The 20435-nt window shown below is 74.8% G+C and carries 21 protein-coding genes; 11 read left to right on the forward strand and 10 right to left on the reverse strand.

The window, feature by feature from the left end; translation table 11 throughout:
• Window positions 1-14 precede the first annotated feature (14 nt).
• Genes BS75_RS49220 through BS75_RS11325 form a run of 4 tightly spaced genes read right to left on the reverse strand, consistent with a single transcriptional unit; the run spans window position 15 to window position 3515 of the window.
• The gene (locus BS75_RS49220) at window positions 15-800 is read right to left on the reverse strand and encodes an ABC transporter ATP-binding protein (protein WP_042436954.1); all 786 of its coding nucleotides are present in this window, start codon (window positions 798-800) and stop codon (window positions 15-17) included.
• Window positions 797-1648: an ABC transporter ATP-binding protein gene (locus tag BS75_RS49225; protein ID WP_197091929.1), complete on the reverse strand. Its 852-nt coding sequence runs from the start codon at window positions 1646-1648 to the stop codon at window positions 797-799. Before BS75_RS49225 ends, BS75_RS49220 begins: the two co-directional genes overlap by 4 nt.
• Window positions 1645-2523: an ABC transporter permease gene (locus BS75_RS11320; RefSeq protein ID WP_042436951.1), complete on the reverse strand. Its 879-nt coding sequence runs from the start codon at window positions 2521-2523 to the stop codon at window positions 1645-1647. Before BS75_RS11320 ends, BS75_RS49225 begins: the two co-directional genes overlap by 4 nt.
• A 47-nt stretch (window positions 2524-2570) precedes the next feature.
• Entirely contained in the window at window positions 2571-3515 is a 945-nt protein-coding gene (locus BS75_RS11325) for an ABC transporter permease (protein WP_034088135.1), read from the reverse strand.
• A gap of 867 nt (window positions 3516-4382) precedes the next feature.
• On the opposite strand from BS75_RS11325, the gene BS75_RS48050 reads away from it, so the two are divergent.
• The 7 genes from BS75_RS48050 (at window position 4383) to BS75_RS11360 (ending at window position 11898) form a co-directional block, all read left to right on the forward strand.
• The gene (locus tag BS75_RS48050) at window positions 4383-5216 is read left to right on the forward strand and encodes a response regulator transcription factor (RefSeq protein WP_160312221.1); all 834 of its coding nucleotides are present in this window, start codon (window positions 4383-4385) and stop codon (window positions 5214-5216) included.
• Window positions 5217-5402: 186 nt separating this feature from the next.
• Window positions 5403-6164 (forward strand): hypothetical protein, encoded by a 762-nt coding sequence (locus BS75_RS11335; RefSeq protein WP_052069349.1) that lies wholly within the window; start codon window positions 5403-5405, stop codon window positions 6162-6164.
• Window positions 6164-8011 carry an asparagine synthase (glutamine-hydrolyzing) gene (gene asnB, locus BS75_RS11340; RefSeq protein WP_034088137.1) on the forward strand — a complete coding sequence of 616 codons (1848 nt, stop codon included), beginning with the start codon at window positions 6164-6166 and terminating at the stop codon, window positions 8009-8011. The genes BS75_RS11335 and asnB overlap by 1 nt, the downstream gene beginning before the upstream one ends.
• Window positions 8008-8544 carry a flavin reductase family protein gene (locus tag BS75_RS11345; RefSeq protein ID WP_052069350.1) on the forward strand — a complete coding sequence of 179 codons (537 nt, stop codon included), beginning with the start codon at window positions 8008-8010 and terminating at the stop codon, window positions 8542-8544. Before asnB ends, BS75_RS11345 begins: the two co-directional genes overlap by 4 nt.
• Entirely contained in the window at window positions 8544-10097 is a 1554-nt protein-coding gene (locus BS75_RS49230; RefSeq protein WP_063771404.1) for a 4-hydroxyphenylacetate 3-hydroxylase family protein, read from the forward strand. The genes BS75_RS11345 and BS75_RS49230 overlap by 1 nt, the downstream gene beginning before the upstream one ends.
• The gene (locus BS75_RS49235) at window positions 10094-10939 is read left to right on the forward strand and encodes a class I SAM-dependent methyltransferase (protein ID WP_034088138.1); all 846 of its coding nucleotides are present in this window, start codon (window positions 10094-10096) and stop codon (window positions 10937-10939) included. The genes BS75_RS49230 and BS75_RS49235 overlap by 4 nt, the downstream gene beginning before the upstream one ends.
• A gap of 80 nt (window positions 10940-11019) precedes the next feature.
• On the forward strand, window positions 11020-11898 hold the full coding sequence (locus BS75_RS11360; RefSeq protein WP_042436948.1) for a helix-turn-helix domain-containing protein: 879 nt from the start codon (window positions 11020-11022) through the stop codon (window positions 11896-11898).
• A gap of 57 nt (window positions 11899-11955) precedes the next feature.
• Here the strand turns inward: BS75_RS11360 and BS75_RS11365 are convergent, their stop codons facing one another.
• Complete coding sequence (locus BS75_RS11365; RefSeq protein ID WP_052069351.1) at window positions 11956-13242, reverse strand: MFS transporter; 1287 nt, start codon at window positions 13240-13242, stop codon at window positions 11956-11958.
• Between the two features lie 178 nt (window positions 13243-13420).
• Window positions 13421-13792: a VOC family protein gene (locus BS75_RS11370; protein WP_034088139.1), complete on the reverse strand. Its 372-nt coding sequence runs from the start codon at window positions 13790-13792 to the stop codon at window positions 13421-13423.
• 147 nt (window positions 13793-13939) lie between these two features.
• Here BS75_RS11370 and BS75_RS11375 point away from each other — a divergent pair, with 147 nt between their 5' ends.
• Entirely contained in the window at window positions 13940-14179 is a 240-nt protein-coding gene (locus tag BS75_RS11375) for a DUF6479 family protein (RefSeq protein WP_034088140.1), read from the forward strand.
• Between the two features lie 107 nt (window positions 14180-14286).
• Window positions 14287-14895, forward strand: a complete 609-nt coding sequence (locus BS75_RS11380) for an NADAR family protein (RefSeq protein ID WP_042436945.1) — start codon at window positions 14287-14289, stop codon at window positions 14893-14895.
• On the opposite strand, the gene BS75_RS44165 is transcribed toward BS75_RS11380, so the two are convergent.
• From BS75_RS44165 to BS75_RS11395, 3 genes are read right to left on the reverse strand one after another with little or no spacing between them, the layout of a single operon-like run.
• The gene (locus BS75_RS44165; RefSeq protein ID WP_052069352.1) at window positions 14888-15652 is read right to left on the reverse strand and encodes a DUF4097 family beta strand repeat-containing protein; all 765 of its coding nucleotides are present in this window, start codon (window positions 15650-15652) and stop codon (window positions 14888-14890) included. The two genes, BS75_RS11380 and BS75_RS44165, sit on opposite strands and share 8 nt — an antisense overlap.
• Window positions 15649-16293, reverse strand: a complete 645-nt coding sequence (locus BS75_RS11390) for a response regulator transcription factor (protein ID WP_034088141.1) — start codon at window positions 16291-16293, stop codon at window positions 15649-15651. Before BS75_RS11390 ends, BS75_RS44165 begins: the two co-directional genes overlap by 4 nt.
• Window positions 16281-17618 carry a sensor histidine kinase gene (locus tag BS75_RS11395; RefSeq protein WP_081982254.1) on the reverse strand — a complete coding sequence of 446 codons (1338 nt, stop codon included), beginning with the start codon at window positions 17616-17618 and terminating at the stop codon, window positions 16281-16283. Before BS75_RS11395 ends, BS75_RS11390 begins: the two co-directional genes overlap by 13 nt.
• 173 nt (window positions 17619-17791) lie before the next feature.
• On the opposite strand from BS75_RS11395, the gene BS75_RS11400 reads away from it, so the two are divergent.
• Window positions 17792-18226, forward strand: coding sequence for a hypothetical protein (locus BS75_RS11400; RefSeq protein ID WP_034088142.1), 435 nt, complete (start codon window positions 17792-17794; stop codon window positions 18224-18226).
• On the forward strand, window positions 18223-18714 hold the full coding sequence (locus BS75_RS50210) for a hypothetical protein (RefSeq protein ID WP_152645625.1): 492 nt from the start codon (window positions 18223-18225) through the stop codon (window positions 18712-18714). The genes BS75_RS11400 and BS75_RS50210 overlap by 4 nt, the downstream gene beginning before the upstream one ends.
• Window positions 18715-18784: 70 nt before the next feature.
• Here BS75_RS50210 and BS75_RS11410 read toward each other — a convergent pair whose 3' ends face one another.
• Complete coding sequence (locus tag BS75_RS11410; protein WP_034088143.1) at window positions 18785-20173, reverse strand: glycine--tRNA ligase; 1389 nt, start codon at window positions 20171-20173, stop codon at window positions 18785-18787.
• Window positions 20174-20435 lie beyond the last annotated feature (262 nt).

Here is a 20435-nt window from a genome sequence, read left to right on the forward strand (position 1 = left end):
GAGTCAGCGCTGGGTCAGCGCTGGGTCGGCGCGGCGGGGCGGTCGGCGGTGGCCGCCGCCAGCAGCGCCCGGGTGTAGGGGTGCCGGGGCGCCTCCCAGAGCTCGGCGGTCGGGCCCTGCTCGACGACCCGGCCCTGCCGCAGCACGGACACCCGGTCGGCGAGGTGCCTGACCACCGCCAGGTCGTGGGAGATGAAGAGGTAGGCCACACCGGTGGTCGTCTGGAGCTCCGTCAGCAGGTCGATGATCCGGAGCTGCACGCCCTGGTCCAGGGCGGAGGTCGGTTCGTCGCAGACCACCAGCCGGGGCCGGGTGGCCAGCGCCCTGGCGATGGCCACCCGCTGCTGCTGGCCGCCGGAGAGCCCGCGCGGAAAGCGCCGCGCCAGCGCCGGGTCGAGTCCGACCTGCTCGAACAGGGCCGCCACCGCCTCCCGGCGCTCCCGTCGGGGCGTGCCGTTGACGGCGAGGGCGAAGGCCACCGAGGAGCCGGCCCGCAGGCTGGGGTTGAGCGAGCCGCCCGGGTTCTGCGGGACGAACTGCAGGCCGGAGCGGACCGCCCGGGCCGAGCGCCCGCGCAGCCGGAACGGGTCCCGTCCCTCGAAGCGGACGGTGCCGAGGTCGGGGGCGAGCAGCCCGAGGGCGATCCGGGCCAGCGTCGACTTGCCCGAGCCCGACTCACCGACCAGGCCCACCGTCTCGCCGGGCGCGACCTCCAGGCCGACGCCGTCCAGCGCGGTCCGACCGTCCGCGCCGGGGTAGCGCTTGGTCACGTTCTGCAGGGACAGCAGCGGGGCGGTCACGGGCGGGCTCCCGGTCGGGCGGCGACGAGTTCGGCGGTGAGGGCGTGTTCCGGCCGGTCGAGCACCTGCTCGGCCGGGCCGGTCTCGACGATCCGTCCGGCCTGCATCACGGCCACCCGGCCGCCGATCCGGCGGGCCGCCCCGAGGTCGTGGGTGACCAGCAGCAGCGCGGTGCCGCGCTCCGCCCGCAGCCGGGCGAAGAGGTCCAGCACATGGGCCCGGACCAGGGCGTCCAGCGCGGTGGTGGGCTCGTCGGCGATCAGCAGCTCGGGCCCGCAGCAGATGGCGAGGGCGACCGCGGCGCGCTGCCGCAGACCGCCGGAGAGCTGGTGCGGAAAGCTGCGGGCGACCCGCTCGGGCTCGGTGATGCCGGCCGTGTCGAGCAGCCCGGGCACGGCCGCGCGGGCCGCGCGCCGGTCGGCGGCGATCCGGTGCCGCAGCAGCACCTCGGCGAGCTGCGCGCCGATCCGGCGCAGCGGGTCCAGCGAGCCGGTCGGGTCCTGCGGGACGTAGCCGATCCGGCGGCCCCGGATCCGGGCGAGCTCGCGCTCGGGCCGGCCGGTCAGCTCGGTCCCGCCGAGTTCGACCCGTCCGTCGACCCGGGCACCGCGTCCCGGCAGGCCGAGCACGGTCCGCGCCAGCGTGGTCTTGCCGCTGCCGGAGCGGCCCAGCAGCACCAGCGCCTCGCCCGGGGCGACGGTCAGCGAGACCTCGTCCACGGCGAGCACCGGACCCTCGGGGTGCGGGTGACGGACGCTCAGTCCGTGCACCGCCAGCGCCGGCGGAGGCGGGCCACTGCTCACCGGGGCGCCGCTCACCGGGCCGCCGCTCATCGGGCCACTGCTCATCGGGCCACCGCCGTGAGCAGGTCGCGGCCCTCGCCGAGGCGGCGGCGCAGGGCCTCGCCGAGGGAGTTGAAGATCACCGAGACGACCAGGATCCACAGCCCCGGCAGCACCGCGACGGCCGGGTGCGTCAGCAGGCTGGGCCAGAGCTCGTTCAGCATGCTGCCCCACTCCGGGGTCGGCGGTTCCACACCCAGGCCGAGGAAGGAGAGCCCGGCCGCGTAGACCACGGACAGGCCGATCAGCGAGGAGCAGTAGACCAGCACCACCGGGGCCACCACCGGCAGCACCTGACGCAGCGCCACGGCGATCCGTCCGGCGCCGCTGACCTGGGCGGCCTCCAGGTACTCGGCCGTGCGGATCCGCTGGACCTCGGTGAACACCACCCGGGCCACGGCCGGGGTGAGCACCACCGACAGGGAAAGCACCACCGCCTCCAGCCCGGTCCGCAGCACCGTCGCCACGGCCATCGCCAGCAGGATCCCGGGGAACGCGTAGAGCACGTCCAGCGAGCGCAGCAGCGCCTGCTCGGTGACCCTGCCGCCGAGCCCGGCGGCGAGCCCGAGCGCGGTGCCGGCCGCCGCCGCCACCGCGACCGGGGCGAAGCCGCCGATCAGCGAGGGACGGGCGGCCCAGATCAACCGGCTGAGCAGGTCCCGGCCCTGGCCGTCGGTGCCGAGCAGGTGGCCCGCGGTGCCCGGGTCGAGCAGCCGGTCCTGCAGCGCGCCGGTCTCCGGCCCGTACGGGGCCAGCAGCGGCGCGGCGAGGGCGAGCAGCACCAGCAGCAGCGCCAGGACGGCGGGCAGCAGCAGTCCGAGGTCGGCGCCCGGGCGTCCGGCGCGGAACCGCAGCCGGCCGGTGCGCCGCGGCGCCGGCACGGTCCCCGTCGTCCCGCTCGTCGACGATCCCCTCATCGACGACCCCCTCATCGACGGACTCGGGGATCGATCAGCGCATGCGCCGTGTCCACCAGGATGTTGACGCCGACGAAGGCCACCGCGACCAGCAGCACGCCGCCCTGGACCAGCGGCAGGTCGCGCGCGGACAGCGCGTTGTAGAGCAGTTGGCCGATCCCGGGCCAGGAGAACAGGGTCTCCACGAACACCACGCCTTCGAGCAGATAGGCCAGTTGCAGGCCGCCGATGGTGAGCAGCGCGGGCGAGGCGTTGTGCAGGCAGTGCCGCAGCACCGCTGCGCGGCTCAGGCCCCGGGCCCGCAGCGCGTCCGGCAGTTCGCCGGCCAGGACCTGGCCGAGCGCGGCCCGGAAGACCCGGGCGGTGAGACCGAGCGGCACCAGCGCCGCCGACACCGCCGGCAGCACCAGGTGCCGGAGCTGGTCGAGGGCGCCGCCGTCGCCGAAGACGTCGTGGGTGCCGCCGGCCGGCAGCACCCGCCAGCGGATCGCGAACAGCGCGATCAGCAGCAGCGCCACCGAGTACTGCGGGGCGGAGACGGACAGCGTGCTCAGCGCGCCCGAGAGCCGGCCGGCCGGACCGCCGGGCCGGACCGCGCCGAGTGCGCCCAGCAGCGTCCCGCCGACCAGCACCAGCACGAACGCCGCGCCGGTGAGGATCAGGGTCTCGCCGAAGGCGGGCAGCAGCAGTCGCAGGACCGGGCGCTGGGTCGCGATCGAGGTGCCCAGGTCCCCGTGCAGCGCGTGCCACAGCCAGCTCAGGTACCGCACCGGCAGCGGCCGGTCGAGGCCGAGGCGCCGGGTCAGCTCCTGCCGGGCCGCCGCGGGCGCGCCGGGTCCGAGGAAGGCGGTCACCGGGTCGCCCGGGACCAGCGCCACGGTGGCGAAGACCACCACGGTCACCCCGGTCAGGGTCGGCACCGCCAGCAGCAGCCGGCGCAGCAGGAACCGTCTCATCGCGGGCGCTCCACGGGACCGGCGACGGCGGGGCGGGCGGGGGCGGCCATGGCGGAGTCCTCACGGGTGCGGGGCGGTCGGGTGCGCGGGGCGGTCGGGTACGGGCGGCGGTCGGGTGCGGAAGCGGTCGGCTACGCGGGGCGGTCGGGCCGGGTGTCGGCGGCGGGCGCTGCGGCGCCGGGGCGGGGCCGTCGGTTCCGGCGGCGGGGCGGGCGGCCCGCCGGGCCTGGTACGGGAGGCGGGCCCGGCGGGCACCGCGGTGTGCTGCGGCCGGCCTCGCGGCTGCTGTGACGGAGTCTGGACGCGCCGCGACCGGTCAGCCAGTCAGGTCTTCATGCTGATACCGGAGGTCACAGGCTGCGCCGGAGCCGCCGCGAACCGGCCGCCGGGTGGCCGGAGCCATCCTTGACCTGCTAATGAGCACCCAACTACGCTGTGACGCATGGGAATACGACGCTCCGACTTCACGCTGGTCGGCATCGGCGGTTCCTGGCACCGCAGATGCTTCGACGAGCTCTGTCGCCCGCGCCCCCTCTCCGGCTGACCCGCCCGGCCCTTCCGTGCCGCGGCAGCCGCCTCCGCCGCCTCTCGGCGGGTCCGCCCCGCTCACCGGGAGCCCTCCCGGTTGATCGTCCGGCGGTCCACGCCCCCGGCCCACCGCCGTCCGCGGGTGGGCCACCCCGTGTCCCAGCGACGCCCGCGGTCGGCGCATGCGCCCGGCCCGCGCGGGTCGGCTGGGGACCACCGGGCCCACGGGCCCGGTTCTGCCGCGCTCCGAGGGGACCGTATGCCGAACCACCGCTGTGCCGCCGTCCACCGTCCCGCACCCGCACCCGTATCCGTACCGGCACCGAACGGCGGTCTGCGATGGGTGCGTTGACCGGGCTGCCCGGGGCCGTCCCCGGGCCGGGAGCACCCCGGACCGTCCGGCGGGGCGGGCGGGTGCACCCCGCCGCCGCGCGGTCCGGGACGGCCGCCCTGGACGTCGAGATCAACAATCCCTTCGACCTGGTCGCCGGGCACCAGCTGCTCAGGGACTCCGGGGCCGGGAGCATCCGGGTGTTCCTGGTGGAGCGCCATCCGGTGGCCAGTGCCGGGCTCCGCAGCGTGCTGGCCGCCGAGCCGGGCATGATCGTGGTCGGCAGCTCCGCCACCACCGAGCGCGCCCTGGAGGCGGTGCGCCGGGTGCGACCGGACGTGTTGCTGCTCGGACGCGGCGACTCGCTGGCGGAGGACCTGGCCGCCGTGCTCCGGCTGCGCGGCCCCGAGGGGGCGCCGGAGACCAAGGTGCTGTTGCTGCGGCGGGCCGAGAGCACCGCCGAGGCGAGCCGGGTGCTGCTCGCCGGGGCCAGCGGCTGCTTCCCGCTGGACCTGGCCGAGGAGCGGATCATCGGCGCCGTGGCGATGGCCGCGGCCGGCGGCTCGATCTTCCTGCCGGCTCCCCCGGCGGCCCGGGTGCACTGGGCCAGCGTCGCCGGGAACGGAGCCGAACCGCCGCCGCAGCAGTGCGGGCTGACCGACCGTGAGCGGGACGTGCTCGCCCAGCTCGCCCGGGGTCTGAGCAACGCCGAGATCGCCCGGGAACTGGCGCTGGCGGAGGCCACGGTGAAGAAGCACCTGACCCAGGCGATGCGCAAGACCGGGCAGTCCGACCGGCTCCGGGCGGCGCTCTACGCGCACCGGCACGGCCTGGCGAGCTGACCGCTCTCCCCGCGCCGCGCCCGGCGGCGGCGCGGGGAGGGGCGACCTTTGGAGCATCCGCGGTCGCCCATGGTCGCCGCAATCGGCTCCGTTGGGCGCTACTGACGCCCGGGCGGCGACCCTAGCGTTGCTGGCGACCGGGGCCGGGAGGGCCGGCCCCGGTCCCATCCGCCGAAGGAGATCACGATGAGCGATGCTCCCGACCGGGCCGTCGCACGCACAGTCGCCGCACCCGCGGCCGCGGCGCCCACGGCCGCCGTCCCCGCCACCGTCGGCCCCCGCTACCGGTCGATGCCAGAGGCCGAGCGCTCGGCGCTGTGGCGCCAGCGCCTGCACGAGGCGGAGGCCGGGCTGACCAGGCTGCTGGTCCAACGCGGAGACGACACACCCCATCTGACCGACTGGTTCGCCCTGCAGTCCGCCCTGTTCGCCGACCTGCCCGACCCGTTGACCGCACCCGCCGCCGACTGGCAGCGGATCTTCTTCCGGGACCAGGCCCTGATGGAACGCTTCCTGGTGACCCGCTACGGCGAGGAGATCCTCGCCGACTGGGCCCGGGCCAACGCCGAGGTGTACCGGGAGGTCGAGCCCGACCACGGCCGGGGCGCGGCCGACCCGATCCACCGCATCGCCCGCCAGGCCGAGCTCTACGGCTCGGACTACGAGTTCGACGAGGACGAGGGGCCGGCGCTCACCATCACCCACTGCTCGATCTGGGACTACCGGGAGCGGGCCCGGCGCAGCGGGGTCCGGCTGACCCTCGCCTCCCCGTGCACCTACTGCACCGAGGCGCTCACCGCCAACATCGAGGTCAAGGGCTACCGGGCGAGCCACCGGCTGCGCACCGGGCCCACCGGGCACGGCTGCCGCTGGGAGGCCGCAGACCCGGGCGACCCGGCCGACGACACCGAGCGCGCACCCGCGCCCGACGACGCCCGGGAGGCGTGATGTGCGGAGTCACCGGCTGGGTCGACTGGGAGGTCGACCTGCGGACCCGGGCGCGGACCGTCCACGCCATGACCGACACCCTCGGCTGCCGGGGCCCGGACGCCGACGGCGTCTGGCTGTCCCGGCACGCGGCCCTGGGCCACCGGCGGCTCGCGGTGATCGACCCGGCCGGCGGCCGGCAGCCGCTGGCCGCCGAGCGGGGCGCCGCGGCCGAGGAGTCGCCGCGGGCGGTGCTCAGCTACAACGGCGAGCTCTACAACCACCGGGAGCTGCGGCGGGAGCTGGAGGCCCTGGGCCACGTCTTCCGGAGCCGCTCCGACACCGAGGTGGTGCTCCGGGCCCACCTCCAGTGGGGCGCCGAGGCCCCGGCCCGGTTCAACGGCATCTTCGCCTACGCCCTGTGGGACCCGGCGCGCGAGGAGCTGCTGCTGGTCCGCGACCACCTCGGCATCAAACCGCTGTACTGGCACCGGCACCCCAGCGGCGTGCTGTTCGGCTCCGAACCCAAGGCGGTGCTGGCCAACCCGCTGTTCACCGCCGAGCTGGACGGCGAGGGCATCGCCGAGCTGTTCGCGCTCCCGGCCGCCCCCAGCGCCGGCCACGGCCTGTTCCGGGGACTGCACGAGGTGCGCCCCGGCCATCTGGTCCGCTTCGGCCGCGGCGGCGCCCGGGAGACCCGCTACTGGGCCCTGGTCTCCCGTACGCACACCGACGACGCGGCGACCACCGGGGCGACCGTCCGGGCGCTGCTCGCCGACTCCGTGGAACGCCAGCTGCTCAGCGATGTGCCGCTGTGCACCCTGCTGTCCGGCGGCGTGGACTCCAGCGCGATCACCGCACTCGCCGCCTCGGCCCGGGAGCGGAACGGCCTCGGCAAGGTCACCAGCTTCTCGGTGGACTTCCCCGGCAGCGCCGACCGCGTCCCCGACGCCTGGCGCACCAGCCAGGACGCGCCCTACGTCCGGGCCGCGGTCGAGCACATCGGCACCCTGCACACCTCGGTCGTGGTCCCCGACGACGACCTGCTCGACGCCCGCGACCAGGTGCTGCGCGCCCGCGACCGGCCCGGCTGGGGCGAGATGGACGCCTCGCTGCACCTGCTCTTCCGGGAGGTCCGGCGGCACTCCACGGTGGCGCTCTCCGGCGAGGTCGCGGACGAGGTCTTCGGCGGCTACCCGTACTTCCACGACGCCGCCGCGCTCGCCGCCGACACCTTCCCCTGGCTGCACGGCCGGACCACGCCGGCCGCGCTGCTGCGCCCCGAGGCCGCCGCCGAGGCCCGGCCGGAGGAGTACACCGCCGAGGCGTACCGCGGCTCGCTGGCCGAGGTGGACCGGCTGGAGGGCGAGCAGGGCGCCGACCGGCGCCTGCGCGAGGTCTCCCACCTGGCGCTGACCCGGTGGCTGCCGCCGCTGCTGGACCGGGTGGACCGGGTCAGCATGTCCGTCGGCCTGGAGGTCCGGGTGCCCTTCGCCGACCACCGGCTGGTGGAGTACCTCTGGAACGTCCCCTGGGCGCTCAAGGCGCCCGAGGGACGGTCCAAGGGGCTGCTCCGGGACGCGGTCCGGGACCTGCTGCCGCCGATGGTGACCGACCGGCCGAAGAGCGGCTACCCGTCGACGCCGGCGGTCCGCTACACCGAGGTCCTCACCGCCCGCGCCCAGGAGCTGCTGGCCGACCCGAACGCCCCGGTCTTCCAGCTGGTCGACCGGGCGACGGTGCGGCGGCTGCTGGCCGACGGCGAACCGCTGCCGAGCCCGCGCACCGCGCCCAATCCGGTCGGCGGCCTGGACCACCTGGTCCAGGTGGACGAATGGCTCCGGGCCTACCGGGTGGGGCTGCGATGAGCAGCGCCGTGCAGGGCGGCCGGACGGCGGAGGCCGAGGCACTCCGCGGGGCCGCACGGCAGTGGTCCACCGGGGTCGCCCTGGTCACCGTCCAGGACGGCGAGGAGCTCTTCGCCAAGACCGTCTCCTCCTTCTGCGTCCTCTCCCTGGAACCGCCCCTGGTCAGTGTCGCGATCGACCGGCGCAGTCCGCTGGTGCGGGCCGCGCGCGGCAGCGGCAGCTACGCCGTGTCGATCCTGAACAGCCGTCAGGAACAGGTCGCCCGGCGCTTCGCCACCCCGGGTGCGGGCCGCGCGCTCGGCCCGTTCACCGGGGTGCCGATGCGCGCCGCCGAGTCCGGCGCACCGGTGCTGGAGCACTGCCTGGCCTGGTTCGACTGCCGGTTGGACGGCGTCCTGCCCGGCGGCGACCACGCCGTCCTGGTCGGCCGGGTGCTCTCGGCCGACCCGGGCGGCGGCGAGCCGCTGCTCTACCACGACGGCGGCTACCGCCTCCTCGACCATTCCCCGCACGCCCCGACGGGAGCTCCCTGATGACCCGCACGACCACCCCCGGCACCGCCCGGGGCCTGCTCACCGGCGACCGCTACCGGGACGAGCTCGACGACGGCCGCGAGCTCTACCTCGACGGCCGGCGGATCACCGACCCGGCCGACCACCCGGCGTTCAAGCCGGCCGTCGACGAACTCGCCCGGCTGCTCGACTTCCAGCACGACCCCGAGCACCGTTCGCTGCTCACCTGGAAGGACCCGGAGTCCGGCCACCGCCTCGCCCGGGGCTACCAGCCGCCGCGCACCCTGGAGGAGTTGCGGACCCAGCGGCGCAGCGCCGAGTTCTGGCACGCGGAGGCGCTGGGCCAGCACGGGCGCTCCCCGGCCTTCATGGCCTCGATCGCGGTCGGCGTCTACGACTTCCGGCACCGGCTGGAAGCCGCGCACCCCGGCTTCGGCGCCAACGCCGAGGCCTGGTACCGGCACTGCGCCGAGAACGACCTGGTGCTCTCGCACGCCCTCGGCGACCCGCAGATCGACCGCTCCGCCAACCCGCTGGACGATCCCGACCTGGCGCTGCGGGTGCTGTCCGAGAACGAGCAGGGCATCGTGGTGCGCGGGGCCAAGCAGCTGACCACGCTGGCCCCGCTGGCGCACGAGGTGCTGGTCTACCTGTCGGCCTCGTTCGCCGAACGGCAGGGCGAGCAGTTCGTGGTCTGGTTCGCGCTGCCGCTGAACACCCCCGGGCTGGTGACGCTCTGCCGGGAGCCGCTGGGCAGCGCGCCCTGGGGCCACTCCCACCCGATCGGCGCCCGCTACGACGAGCAGGACGCCATGCTCTTCTTCGACGACGTGCTGGTGCCCTGGGACCGGGTGTTCCTGCTGCGCGACAGCTCCCTGGCCCGGACCGGCCTGGGCCGGATCAACGCCTGGAGCGCCTACATCGGCCACGTCCGCTACCGCGAGCGGCTGCGCACCCTGCTGGCGACGGCGACGCTGGTGGCCGAGAGCATCGGGGTGGACGGGTTCCGCAACATCCAGGAGGACCTGGGCCGGCTGGCCGGCTACGCCGAGCTCACCGAGTACTTCCTGGACGCCGCCGAGGCCCGGGCCACGGTCACCGACAGCGGGCTGCTGGCCCCCGGGGACACCTCGGCCGCCCGGGTCTGGTCGGCCGAGGTGGCGGGCAGTGCGGTGTCGGTGCTGCGCTCCATCGGCGCCTCCGGCCTGTTGATGCAGCCCACCGCCAACGACCTGGCCAACCCCCGGCTCCGGCCGCACCTGGACCGCTACATGCGCGGGCGGGGGATCGGGGCCGAGGAGAAGTCCCGGCTCTTCCGGCTCGCCTGGGAGCTCACCGGGGACGGCTTCGGCCAGCGCCAGGACCTGTACGAGTACGTCCACCGGGGCGACCTGGCCCGCAACCGGATCAACCTGTTCAAGCGCTACGACCAGAGCGGCGCCCGCGAGCGGGTGCGGCAGCTGGTCACCGCGCCCGCAGCACCCGAACCCGCGGCGCCCGCGTCCGCGGCACCCGCACCTGCACCCGCACCCGCACCTGCACCCGCACCCGTCGCCACGGAGGTCCAGCAGTGAGCACGTCCGCCGTCGAGATACAGGCCAGCACCCTGGCCGGCTACGCCGAGGCCAGCCGGCTCCGCCAGGTGCAGGACCGGGACTGGGTGCTCGACCAGGTCACCGGGGCGCCCGAGGTCCTGGTCGACCTGGGCAGCGGGATCGGCCAGCTGCTGGAGAGCGCGCTGGACCGGCTGCCCTCGCTGCGGCTGGCCGTCGGCCTGGAGCGCTCCGAGCACCGGATCGCCGAGGCCGGGGAGCGGCTGCGGCGGCACGGCGACCGGGTCGCCCTGCACCGGGCCGACCTCACCTCGCCCCCGCCGCTGGAGCTCGGCGCGGACGTGGTGACCATGACCTCGGTCCTGCACTGGCTCCACCCGGTGGAGGACCGGATCGCGGACTGGGTCGCCGACCGGCTGAACCCGGACGGCCGGTTCCTGCTGACGACCTATCACCCGGCCGCCGACGAGCACGGGCTCGGCGGCGAGGACGACATCGTCCGCGACGCGCTGACCGCTCTGGGCGTCGAACGGGACGCCGTGCCAGGGCTGTTCGCCCAGCGGCGGATCGTCCCGATCGCCACCCGCACCCGGAGCACCGACGGCCTCGACGAGCTGCTCGGCCGCCGGCTGCGGACCGCCGCCGTGCTGGAGCGGGAGGCGGTGGTCACCGTCGGCAGCGCGGCCCAGTACGAGCACTTCCATGCCGCCACCTTCGGGGACTACTACAGTCGACTGGTCGAACCCGCGCTGGGCGCCGCGTTCTTCCGCGCGGTGGGCGAGGCCGCCTGGCGTCGGCAGCAGGAGCTCGGCCGGGTGAGCAGCATGCCCGTCCGCTTGTGGACGCTCGCCCCGCTGGGGTGAGCGTCGGCCCGGGACCGCTCCCCCACCCCGGTCCCGGGCCTTCCCCGTCGCCGTCACGCCGTACCCAGGAGGCGAGCACCATGCCAGGTCCCCTTGTCAGTCAGGAGTTGGGGTCCTTTCTCCGGGCCCACCGGGAGCGGCTGCAGCCGTCCGACGTCGGGCTGAGCGCGACCGAGCGCCGACGCACCCCCGGGCTGCGCCGGGAGGAGGTGGCCTCGCTCTCCGGCGTCGGACTGGCCTGGTACACCTGGCTGGAGCAGGGCCGGGTGACCGCCTCCCGGCAGGTGCTGGAGGCGGTCGCGCGGGCGCTGCGGCTGGACCCGGCCGGGCTCCGCCACGCCATGCGGCTGGCCGGGCACCACGAGCCGGTCGGCCTGGCCGACGAGGCCTGCGCCGACGAGCTGGCCGCCTCGGTGCAGCCGGTGCTCGACGCCTGGCCGGCCACCCCGGCCGTACTGGTGGACCGGCACTTCGACCTGCTCGGCTGGAACGCCCCCTGGAGCGCGCTCTGGGGGGCGCCGGACGTGCTGCCCGCGGACCGCCGCAACCTGCTCTGGATCATGGCGGCGGACCGGCGGCTGCGCCGGGTGCTGCCGGACTGGCAGCCGCTGGCCATGAACGTCTTCCAGTACTTCCGGGCCCAGGCCGGGCTCTCCCGCGCCGACACCCGGACCGAGGAGGTCTACCGCCGGCTGGACGAGGACGCCCCTGAGCTCAGCCACTGGTGGGGCTGCCACTCGGTGGCGGAGCTGACCGCCCGCCGGGTCACCGTCGACCCGGTGGGCGGCCCGGGCCCGATCCGGCTGACGCTCTCCTCGTTCCGCCCAGTCGACGACCCCTCGGCGCTGGTCCTGCTGTTCACCCCGCTCGCCGAGGAGGACCGGCGCCGACTGGCCGACCTCACCCAGCACCCGCTGCGCGCGGTCGGACCGTGCGACGCCGACCGGCAGGCCGGCTGACCCGGCCGGGCCGGCGCCCGCCCAGCTCGGCACCGGCTCAGCCGGCTCGGCACCGGCTCAGCTCGGCACCGGCCCGGCCGCCTCGGCGCGCCGCAGGCCGCGACCGGTCAGCAGGGAGCCGGCCGCGGCGAGGAGGCCGAAGGCCAGGCCGATCGTCAGCACCCCGGTCGAGACGTCGGTGAAGGAGCCCACCACCCAGGCCCCGAGGCCGGTTCCGGCGTACATGGTGGAGGTCAGCCAGGCGTTGGAGGTGGCCCGCAGCTCGGGCGCGACGCTGCCGGTGAGCAGCTGCTGGTCGATCACGAAGCCGCCGCTGGCCAGGAACCAGACCGCCACCCCGACCAGGGCGAGGACCAGCCACGGGCTCTCCGCGGTCAGCGCGATGCCGGCCGCCAGCAGCACGCCCCAGCGCAGCGGCAGCCCCGGCCGCTCCCGGCCGGCCGCCCGCGCCCGGTCGCCCAGCCGTCCGCCGGCCATCGAGCCGACCACGCTGCCCGCCCCGACCAGGATGCCGACCAGGCCGAGCTCGGTCACCGTCAGCCGGAACCGCTGGGCCAGCAGCACCCCGAGGAAGGTGTACGCCCCCAGGTTGGCGGTGTGGAAGACCAGGTTGACCAGCAGCGCCCGGCGCAGCGCGGGATCGGCCCAGCCGGCCACGATCGCGCGCACCGCCCCGGTCCGCGCGGGCCGCGACCCCGGGTCCGTGCCCGGCTCCGTCCCCGGCTCCGGGGCGGCGGCCGGGGGCCGCGCCGCCACCTGGCGGAACAGCAGCGGCAGGGTGGCGGCGGTGCCGATCGCCAGCGCCAGGAAGGCCGAGCGCCAGCCGGCCAGCCCGGCCAGGAAACCCCCGAGCGGTACGCCGATCACCTGGCCGCAGGAGAACAGCGCCATACCGAATCCGAGCGCCCGGCCGCGCACCCGGTCCGGCACGGTCTCCGCGATATGGGCCCAGATGGCCGGTCCGGCGGCCGCGGCGGCCAGACCGGCCACGGCCCGCGCGGCCACCAGCAGCAGCAGCCCGGAGGCGAGCGCCGCCGCCGCGTTGGACAGCACGAACAGCGCGGCCCCGGCGAGCAGCGTCCGACGGCGGCCGAACCGGTCGCTGAGCAGCCCCAGGAAGGGCGCGCTGAAGGCGTAGACCAGGACGTACGCGGTGACGCTGGTGGCGGCGGCGGCCTTGCTGACATGGATGCTGGCGGCGATCGTCGGCAGCAGCGGCGACACCAGGAAGGTCTCCGTCCCGAAGAGGAAGAGCAGGACGAAGACCCCCGCGTAGCGGAGCCGGTCGTAGCTGTCGGCCTCGGCGGCGACCGGTTCGACCGGTGCCTCGGAGATGCTGCTCAAGCGAATCACAACCTCTGGAGCGCGGCGGGGGCCGGCCCCGCAGGGCACGGCGCCGGCGGGATCGGACCCGCCCGGTGCCGCCATCCTGGGCCGGTCCCGGCCGGCCAACCAGGCAGGCATTCATCCTGTGACCGCTAGTCACAGCCCCGGCGGTGGCCACCCCTGGGCCGCGCCCGCGCTAGCCGCGTTCGGCGGCGCTGCGTTCGACGCAGAACTCGTTGCCCTCGATGTCAGCGAGGACCGCCCAGCCGGTGCCGTCGGGTCGCCGCTGGTCGTCCACCAGCACCGCGCCGAGCGCCAGCAGCCGGACGACCTCCTCGTCCCGGCTCCGGTCCTCCGGCTGGAGGTCGAGGTGGAGCCGGTTCTTCACCGCCTTGGCCTCGGGCACCGCGATGAAGAGCAGCGACGCGCCGGGCGCGTCGACCAGGGCCTCGGGGTCGCCGGGCTCGTCCTCCTCGCCCAGCGGGACCTCCAGGACCTGGGCCCAGAAGCTGCCGAGGGTGTAGGGGTCGGCGCAGTCGATCGTCACATGCCGTACGCGGGTAGCCATGACCGTCACTATGGCGCAGGCCCGCACCGCTGCGCAGGGTGATGGGCTTGCCCAAACCCGACAAAAGGCACACGCTGGAGGAAATCCGTGGTCGCCTCGGATTGGACCGAGACGACGGGAAGCACTCCGCAGGGATGGGAGTCCTCCATGTTCCTCCTCGCCGCAAACATTTCGAGCACCGGAGCGACCGTGATCGGCGCCGTGGTCGGCCTGGTCATCGTCGCGGCCCTGATCGGCGCGTTCGTCCTCGGGTCGCGCCGGAAGGAGAAGGAGCCGGTTCCCGACCTCGACCCGATGAACCCGGTGCGCGACTCCTGGGCCACTCCCAGGTTCACCCCCGGACACGAGCACCACGGCGACCCGCTGTCGCCGGTGCACCACACCTGACACTGCCCGGCCCGAGGGCCCGGTCCCCCGGCCGGGGGACCGGGCCCTCGGCGCGCGCCGGCGAAATCCGCTGGTCCGCTGTCAGTGACGGCTGCCAGGATCGGCCCATGACCGAGATCCCGAACCCACGTCCGCACCCGGCCCGGACCCGCAGCCGGGAGGAGCTGGCGGCGCTGACCGCCGCCGGGGCCACCCCGAAGTGGCTGATGTTCTGGGGCCACCAGCCGCAGCGGGACGGCAGCATCGGCCCGGGCTCGCTCAGCCAGTGGTGGCCCTCGCCGTTCACCGTGGACGGGGTCGGCTACCCGACCGCCGAGCACTGGATGATGGCCGGCAAGGCCCGGCTGTTCGGCGACGAGGCCGCGGTGGAGCCGATACTCGCCGCCCGGACGCCCGCCCAGGCCAAGAACCTGGGCCGGCTGGTACGCGGCTTCGACGAGGCCGGCTGGGACGCCGCCCGCTCCGAGCTGGTGGTGCGCGGCAACGTGGCCAAGTTCGGCCAGGACCCGGCCCTGCGGGCCTACCTGCTGGGCACCGGCAACCGGGTGCTGGTCGAGGCCAGCCCGCGCGACCGGGTCTGGGGCATCGGCCTGGGCGCGGCCGACGAGCGCGCCACCGACCCGGCCCGGTGGCGCGGCCGCAACCTGCTGGGCTTCGCCCTGATGGAGGCCCGCGCCCGGCTGGCCGCAGCGGCGGCGGGAACGGACGTCAGGTGATGTCGACCGGGCCCGAGGTGCTGTCGGCCCTGACGGAGCCGGGCGCCGAGGGGTCGGCCAGCCCGTTCTGGACGTCGCGCGGGCCGGAGGTGGAGCCGCCGCTGACCCGGTAGTGGCTGCCCGGCGGCAGGTCCAGCTCGATCGGGCCCGAGGTGGTCTTCGCCCGCACCCGCAGCGGCGCCCCGGCGAAGCCCAGGTCGATCGGGCCCGAGCTGCTCTCCGCGTCGACGTCGGTGCTCAGCAGCCGGTTGCCGTTGATCGGGCCCGAGGTGGTCAGCACCTGCACCCGGCCGCTGACCCCGTCGAGTTCGATGTCGCCGGAGTCGGACTGGAGGTTGAGCGGTCCGGTCAGCTGCCGGGCGGTGAGCTGCCCGGAGTCCGAGTTCGCGGTCACCGAGGCCGTCGGCGGCACCTCGATCCGCAGCTGGACCCCGCAGCCGAAGGAGGAGATCGGGCCGTAGTCGTTGCACTGGACGACGATCCGCATGCTGCCGGGGGCGTGGTCGATCTCCACCGTGGGCCGGGTGGTGGTCCAGGTCAGCTGCTGGTCCACGGTGACCTGGCCGACCGGTCCCTGGTCGATCTCGATCTCGGCGGAGGTCGCGTCGACGGTCAGTGCGGTCAGCTGCTGCCGGTAGACGGCGGTGTGGTCGTACTGCTGCTGCACCACGCCGCGCAGCCACAGCAGGCTGCTGGCCAGCGCCACCACCAGGCCGGTGGTCAGCGCCAGCGCCTGCCAGCCCCGCCGCCGGTTCACGTGTTGTCCAGGAAGCGCAGCACGGCCATCACCCGACGGTGCTCGCCCTCGGTCGGGGAGAGCCGGAGCTTGGTGAAGATGCTGTTGATGTGCTTCGCCACCGCGCTCTCGCTGACCACCAGCGCCTGGGCTATCGCCACATTGGACAGCCCCTCGGCCATCCGCCCCAGCACCTCGCGCTCACGCGGGGTGAGCGAGTCCAGCGGGCCGCTCTGCCGCCGCAGCAGCAGCTGGGAGACCACCTCCGGGTCCAGCGCGGTGCCGCCGCCGGCGACCCGCTCCAGGGCGTCGAGGAAGTCGTCGACATTGGCGACCCGCTCCTTGAGCAGGTAGCCCACGCCCCGGGTGTTGCCGGACAGCAGGTCGACCGCGTAGCGCTCCTCGACGTACTGGGAGAGCAGCAGCACCGCCGTGTCCGGCCACTGACGGCGGATCATCAGGGCGGCGCGGACGCCCTCGTCGGTGAAGCTGGGCGGCATCCGGACGTCCGTCACCACCACGTCCGGCCGCAGCCCGGCGACGACCGTCAGCAGCTCCTCGGCCTCGCCGACCGCGGCCACGACCTCGTAGCCGACCGCCTCCAGGACCTTGACCAGTCCGACCCGCAGCAGGACCGAGTCCTCGGCGATCACAGCTCGCATGGCAACTCCACAGTCAGAACGGTCGGGCCCCCGGAGGGGCTGGTGATGGTCAGGGTGCCGTCCACGGAGGCGGCGCGCTGCCGGAGGCCTTCGAGCCCGCTGCCCCGGCTCGCGTCCGCGCCGCCGATGCCGTCGTCCCGGACGGTGATCAGCAGCCGGGCGCCGCCCAGCCTTTGGTCGGTCCGCCGTTGGTCGGTCCGCCGTGGGCGAGTCTGCCGTACGGTGACCTCGGCCCGCGAGGCGCGGGCGTGCTTGGCGATGTTGGTCAGCGCCTCCGAGACCACGAAGTAGGCGACCGCCTCGACCGCCGGCGCGGCCCGCTGCGGCAGTTCCACGGTGAGCCGGACCGGCAGCGGTGCGCGGGCGGCGATGCCGGACAGTGCCGCGTCCAGGCCCCGGTCCTCCAGTACCGCCGGGTGCAGCCCGCGGACCAGGTCGCGCAGTTCGACGATGGCGGCCTGGGCCTCCAGGTGCGCCTCGTCGATCACCGCCATGGCTCGCGCCGCCTGCTCCTCGGCCGAGAGGTTCTTCAGCATCCGCTTGGCCAGGCCCAGGTTCATCGCCAGCGACACCAGCCGCTGCTGGGCGCCGTCGTGGAGGTCGCGCTCGATCCGCCGCCGCTCGGCGTCGGCGGCGTCCACCACCTCGCTCCGGCTCTCGGCCAGCGATTCCACCCTGCGCTGCAGCTCCCGGGCCCGGTTGGGGCCGAGCAGCGCGGCGGCGGCCCGCTTGTCGACCGCGACCACCAGCGCGGCCACCCAGGGCGTCAGCCACAGCAGCAGCAGCCCGGACACGGTCAGCCAGTACTGCGGCCGTCCGTTCGACTGGTTGACCAGGCTGCCCTCCGGCGCCAACCAGGCCCAGCCGTAGACGGTCGTGTAGACCAGCCCGCCGGTCCAGCCGGCGAGGACGCCCACCGCGCCTGCGGAGACCAGCGGTCCGGCCACCAGGTGGTAGCCGAACTGCCGCCAGGTGGTGTCGGAGCGCAGCCAGCGCAGCGTTCCCGGGCCGAGCCACCGGCCCTCGCGGTCGGCGGTGGCGGGTATCTCCAGGTCCAGCAGGGAGCGGAACCGGTCCCGCTGCAGCCCGGTCAGCAGCGGCAGCGCCAGCAGCAGCCCGACGCAGACCGCGAGCAGCTCCCAGCCGATGACGTCGACCGAGAGCAGCGTGACCACGCCCGCCACCGGCAGCGCCAGCGGCACTCCGGCGGCGAGGAAGCCCGTGTCCCGCCAGGCACGCCGGCTGAAGGGGGCGTAGGTCACCCGCAGGGCGGTGCGCCAGGGGGATCCGCGGCCGGGCCGGGCCGCGGTGGTGGTGGTTGCCATGCCGGAAAGCCTAGGACTCATGATCTTTCCCCACCATGGCCCCTGGTTCCCCTTAGGGGTGGAGCTGGCACCACCCCCGATTCGGTTTCCGGCACTACTGATTCGGCCGGGCGGTTGGGCCAGGCTGATGCACGGGCCCGGCAAGCGGGTCCATCACTGTGGGGGGAACCTCTATGAACAACCGTCAGTCGAATGCGAACCTGGTGCTGGACCTGGACCAGCGGGGGCTGCACCTGCTGGACTCGCCGTGGTCGGTGCGGTTCGCCCGGGGCACCCGGGACCGGGTCGCGCTGGAGGTCTACAACGGCGGGCTGTTGCTGGACGTCCTGGTCGCCCGGCCGTTGGCGGCGGACGTGCTCCGCGGGGCGCGGCGCGGCGAACGCGACGGCCGGCCCTCGGTCCTCGCCTGGGGGCACCTGCCACCGGACGGGGCGCCACCGGACGTGTCCTTCGAACGGAAGCACGCCGGCTCCTGGCCGGCCGAGGCCGTCGCCACCGCCGGGGCGTTCTGGATCGCGCTGACCGACGGCTGCTGGGACCGGGTCTCGGCGACCCGCCCGGACGGGATCACCGAGCAGCTGCGGGTGCGCGCGGGGTGGTCGCGATGACGATGACCCTCCCCCTGGCCCGCCCGCAGGCCCGGCCCCGGCCGGCGGCCACGGCTCCCGCCCCGGCCCCGGCCCCGCTCGCAGTTCCGGTTCCGGTTCCGGTTCCCGCTGCCGCCGCCCGGCCGAACCGGGCGGCCCGACTGCTGGTCGGCCTGGGCCTGGCGCTGCTGCCCTGGCTGGTGGTGCTGGCGACCACCCTGCCCGCCACCACGACCGTCTCGCACTGGTCGCTGGCCTGGGTCGGGCTCGACTGCCTGGAGGCGGTCGGGCTGATCAGCACCGGCGTCCTGCTGCGCCGGGGCGACCCGCGCCGCTGCCTCACCGCCATGGCGACCTCGGTCCTGCTGGTCTGCGACGCCTGGTTCGACGTCACCACCTCCGCCCCCGGCGCGGAGGTCGCCTCGGCCCTCGCGATGGCGCTGCTGGTGGAGCTGCCGCTGGCGCTGTTCTGCGCCCGGCTGGCGGTGCGCGCCCTGCCGCGCGGCTGAACGACGAACGCCACGGCCGCCCGGCGCGCAGAGCGCGTCGGGCGGCCGTGGCATTCTCGGTCGTGCCTGGTCAGCAGCCCAGCAGCTTGCCGGCCAGGAAGCCCTCGACCTGGTCCAGCGAGATCCGCTGCTGCTCCATGGTGTCGCGCTCGCGCACGGTCACCGCGTTGTCGTCCAGGGTCTCGAAGTCGACCGTGATGCAGAACGGCGTGCCGATCTCGTCCTGGCGACGGTAGCGGCGGCCGATCGCACCGGCGTCGTCGAACTCGACGTTCCAGTGCTTGCGCAGGTCCGCCGCCAGGCCGCGGGCCTTGGGCGAGAGCGCGGCGTTGCGCGACAGCGGCAGCACCGCGACCTTGACCGGCGCCAGCCGCGGGTCGAGCCGCATCACGACGCGCTTCTCCATGACGCCCTTGGCGTTCGGCGCCTCGTCCTCACGGTAGGCGTCGAGCATGAACGCCAGCATGGCGCGGTTGACACCGGCCGCCGGCTCGATGACGTACGGGAACCAGCGCTCGTTGGACTCCTGGTCGAAGTACTTGAGGTCCTGGCCGGAGTGCTCCGAGTGCTGGGTCAGGTCGTAGTCGGTGCGGTTGGCGATGCCCTCCAGCTCACCGAACTCGTTGCCGCCGAACTGGAAGCGGTACTCGATGTCCACGGTGGCCTTGGAGTAGTGCGAGAGCTTCTCCTTGGCGTGCTCGTAGAAGCGCATGTTCTCCTCGCGCAGCCCGAGGTCCGTGTACCAGTTCCAGCGCTCCTGCTTCCAGTACTCGAACCACTGGTCGTCCTCGCCGGGCTTGACGAAGAACTCCATCTCCATCTGCTCGAACTCGCGGGTGCGGAAGATGAAGTTGCCGGGCGTGATCTCGTTGCGGAAGCTCTTGCCGGTCTGGGCGATGCCGAACGGCGGCTTCTTGCGCGAGGTCTGCTGCACCGCGGCGAAGTTGACGAAGATGCCCTGGGCCGTCTCCGGGCGCAGGTAGGCGCGGCCGGCCGGGTCGCCGGCGTTGAACGCGCCGAGGTGGGTCTCCAGCATCCCGGACATCGGCTTGGGGTCGGTGAAGCCGCCCTTGTTGCCGCAGTTCGGGCAGTTGATGTCGGCCAGCCCGTTGGCGGGGACGTGGCCGTGCTTGGCCTCGTACGCCTCCTCCAGGTGGTCCGCGCGGTAGCGCTTGTGACAGGAGGTGCACTCGGTGAGCGGGTCGCTGAAGGTCGCGACGTGGCCGCTGGCCTCCCAGACCTCGCGGGCCAGGATCACGGACGAGTCGAGGCCGACCACGTCCTCACGGCCGGTGACCATGTTGCGCCACCACTGCCGCTTGATGTTCTCCTTCAGCTCGACACCCAGCGGACCGTAGTCCCAGGCGGCCTTCTGGCCGCCGTAGATCTCGCTGCAGGGATAGACGAAGCCACGGCGCTTGCTCAGGCTGACGATGGTGTCGATCTTGTCGGCGGCCACAGTGCTCTCTTCAGTACGACGAATGCGGTCAGTGATGGATTTCATTGCACGCGGGACGCACACCGGAACCATGCCGATGTCACGACCGAATACCCAAGGTTACCGGGCAGCACGCCCGAGGTTTCAACTCGCTGGGCTCGGGGATACGGCGACCGAGCCCCCGACCGGGCCCCGGCACGGCCCGGCGCCCGGCGCGGCCGCACCGGCCTTGCCGACGTTGGTCGTACTTCTGGCCCCGGCTGGCACAATGGCGACGAAGGCC

Origin of the sequence: Streptacidiphilus albus JL83 (genome assembly GCF_000744705.1) — a bacterium.
Taxonomy (GTDB): Bacteria; Actinomycetota; Actinomycetes; order Streptomycetales; family Streptomycetaceae; genus Streptacidiphilus; species Streptacidiphilus albus.

What these genes read in the sequence shown, in the direction of transcription:
- BS75_RS49225 (WP_197091929.1), bottom strand. Translation starts at nt 1,648, where the DNA reads ATGAGCAGTGGCCCGATGAGCGGCGGCCCGGTGAGCGGCGCCCCGGTG.
- BS75_RS11325 (WP_034088135.1), bottom strand. Translation starts at nt 3,515, where the DNA reads ATGAGACGGTTCCTGCTGCGCCGGCTGCTGCTGGCGGTGCCGACCCTG.
- BS75_RS48050 (WP_160312221.1), top strand. Translation starts at nt 4,383, where the DNA reads ATGGGTGCGTTGACCGGGCTGCCCGGGGCCGTCCCCGGGCCGGGAGCA.
- BS75_RS11335 (WP_052069349.1), top strand. Translation starts at nt 5,403, where the DNA reads ATGAGCGATGCTCCCGACCGGGCCGTCGCACGCACAGTCGCCGCACCC.
- asnB (WP_034088137.1), top strand. Translation starts at nt 6,164, where the DNA reads ATGTGCGGAGTCACCGGCTGGGTCGACTGGGAGGTCGACCTGCGGACC.
- BS75_RS11345 (WP_052069350.1), top strand. Translation starts at nt 8,008, where the DNA reads ATGAGCAGCGCCGTGCAGGGCGGCCGGACGGCGGAGGCCGAGGCACTC.
- BS75_RS49230 (WP_063771404.1), top strand. Translation starts at nt 8,544, where the DNA reads ATGACCCGCACGACCACCCCCGGCACCGCCCGGGGCCTGCTCACCGGC.
- BS75_RS11360 (WP_042436948.1), top strand. Translation starts at nt 11,020, where the DNA reads ATGCCAGGTCCCCTTGTCAGTCAGGAGTTGGGGTCCTTTCTCCGGGCC.
- BS75_RS11370 (WP_034088139.1), bottom strand. Translation starts at nt 13,792, where the DNA reads ATGGCTACCCGCGTACGGCATGTGACGATCGACTGCGCCGACCCCTAC.
- BS75_RS11375 (WP_034088140.1), top strand. Translation starts at nt 13,940, where the DNA reads ATGTTCCTCCTCGCCGCAAACATTTCGAGCACCGGAGCGACCGTGATC.
- BS75_RS11380 (WP_042436945.1), top strand. Translation starts at nt 14,287, where the DNA reads ATGACCGAGATCCCGAACCCACGTCCGCACCCGGCCCGGACCCGCAGC.
- BS75_RS11390 (WP_034088141.1), bottom strand. Translation starts at nt 16,293, where the DNA reads ATGCGAGCTGTGATCGCCGAGGACTCGGTCCTGCTGCGGGTCGGACTG.
- BS75_RS11395 (WP_081982254.1), bottom strand. Translation starts at nt 17,618, where the DNA reads ATGGCAACCACCACCACCGCGGCCCGGCCCGGCCGCGGATCCCCCTGG.
- BS75_RS11400 (WP_034088142.1), top strand. Translation starts at nt 17,792, where the DNA reads ATGAACAACCGTCAGTCGAATGCGAACCTGGTGCTGGACCTGGACCAG.
- BS75_RS50210 (WP_152645625.1), top strand. Translation starts at nt 18,223, where the DNA reads ATGACGATGACCCTCCCCCTGGCCCGCCCGCAGGCCCGGCCCCGGCCG.